Origin of the sequence: Agromyces humi, assembly GCF_009720255.1 — a bacterium.
Taxonomy (GTDB): Bacteria; Actinomycetota; Actinomycetes; order Actinomycetales; family Microbacteriaceae; genus Agromyces; species Agromyces humi.
In genome coordinates this window covers 1-1,762 of record NZ_WJSP02000572.1, presented here as the reverse complement: position 1 = coordinate 1,762, position 1,762 = coordinate 1, and the positions used below count along the sequence as shown (strand labels likewise).

The window sequence follows — 1,762 nt, the reverse complement described above, 5'->3', positions numbered from 1 at the left end:
CGCGCCGCGGCAGCATCCGCCGCCACGCACATCTCGTCGCCGTCCCCGCGAACGCGAGACCGACGAGGACGAACGCGTACCCGAGAACCAGGAACACGATCTGGACGGCGACGACCGCCAGAACGACAAATCGAGGCTGCGTTCGCTGCCTCGATCCTGGCCCCGGGGTACCACTTCCAGGACGACTTCGGCATCCCAGCCGAGACGCCGTTCGTGGTCCCGGCGCCCGCGCCCTCGGATGCCTCGGCGAGCTCGGCCTCGAACAGGGCCGTCCAGACGGGGCTGTTCGGCCAGTACACGAGGCGGCTGAGCAGTGCGCGCAACTCGGGCACGGCGTCGATCGCTTCGGCGGCGATCGCCTCGCTCACCGCGTGCGGCCGCGTTCGAATGGCGGCGACCGTGCGCGCCGCGACCCAGAGGAAGGGCAGCGCGTAGCCGGGCAAGGGCAGGTGCTCCTCTTGGAGGAGCGCCCGCGACTCCCGCCATGCGCCGGCGAGGTCGTCGTTGGCGAGCGCCAGTTCGGCCGCGAGCCGGCCGACGCCGAGTCGCGTCTGCATCTCGACCTCCATGACCGGGATCATCGAGGAGCGGGCGCTTCGGTAGAGCGCGGTGGCGCCCGCGGTGTCGCCGCGCCAGAGCCATGCCCAGATGCGGGCACGCAGGAGGTAGGCCGTGAACGGCGTCGGCGGGTCGAGGGCCAGCGCGCGATCGATGAGCTCCTCGGCGCGGTCCCATTCGCCGAGCGCGAAGAGCGGATCGACCGCATTGCCGGCGAGCAGCACGCCCGTGCTGCGCTCGATGCCGTCTTCGCGGGCACGGGCGAGGCCCTCCTCCGCGAGCCGCACCGCCTCGGCGTGATTGCCGATGAGGTAGTGCAGGTCGGAGGCGTTGACCCAGTACCGGAGGAGCGCACCGCCGTCGCCCGCGGCGAGCTCCCGGGAACTCTCGAGCAGCGCGATGCCCTCGTCGACCTCGCCGCGCGCCGCACGACTGATGCCCACGATGTTGGTGGCGATCGACCGGTAGCGGTTTGAGTCGATCTGCGTGGCGACGTCGAGGGCGCGTTCGGCCATCTCGACGGCGTCGTCGAGCCTGCCGTCGATCATGAGCCGGCCCGACAGCGCCGTGAGCACGGTGGCGCGGAGGTCGCTCGGACCGGAGTCGCCGAGGGCCGCGAGCGCCTCTTCGAGCACGGGGATGGAACCGGGTCGGCCGACGTTGGCCAGGTAGAGCGCCTTGTCGCGCAGGAGCCGCGGATACTGGCGGTCGCCGGGCGGGCACTCGGCGAGGGCCGCCTTGACGAGCGCGAGGCCGCGCTCTCCCTCACCGGCGTTGCGCAGGTGCGAGGCGGTGCGGCCCATGAGCTCGAGCTTGCCCATGCCCGCGGCTTCCTCGGGGTTCGGCACGACGTCCCAGAGGCCGAGGGCCCGCTCGCCGAGCTGCGCCGCCGTGGCGTACGCCGCCGCCGCACGCGCCTCGCGCATGGCCTGGATGGTCGCCGGGAACGCGCGCGCGGCGTCGTTGGCCCCGAGCCAGTGGTAGGAGATCTCGGCGGCGAGGCGTCGCGTGCCGACGCCATGCCGCTCTCCCTGCACGAGCTTGGCCTGGTACATCGGCTGGATCATCGCGTGGTCGTCCTCGCGCACCGTGATCTCGCCCTGCATCCGCGAGTTCACCGCGGTCATCGACAGGGGGCTCGCGCACATCGCCGAGAAGGGCATCCTCGGCGCGTGCTCGCGCGCGACCGAAGCGGCGGGTTCCG

The 1,762-nt window shown here is 72.6% G+C and carries 1 pseudogene; it reads right to left on the bottom strand.

From position 1 onward, the window contains the following. A pseudogene (locus GH736_RS22400) lies at positions 1 to 1,613 on the bottom strand (hypothetical protein); the annotation flags it as partial. Between the last annotated feature and the right edge of the window lie 149 nt (positions 1,614 to 1,762).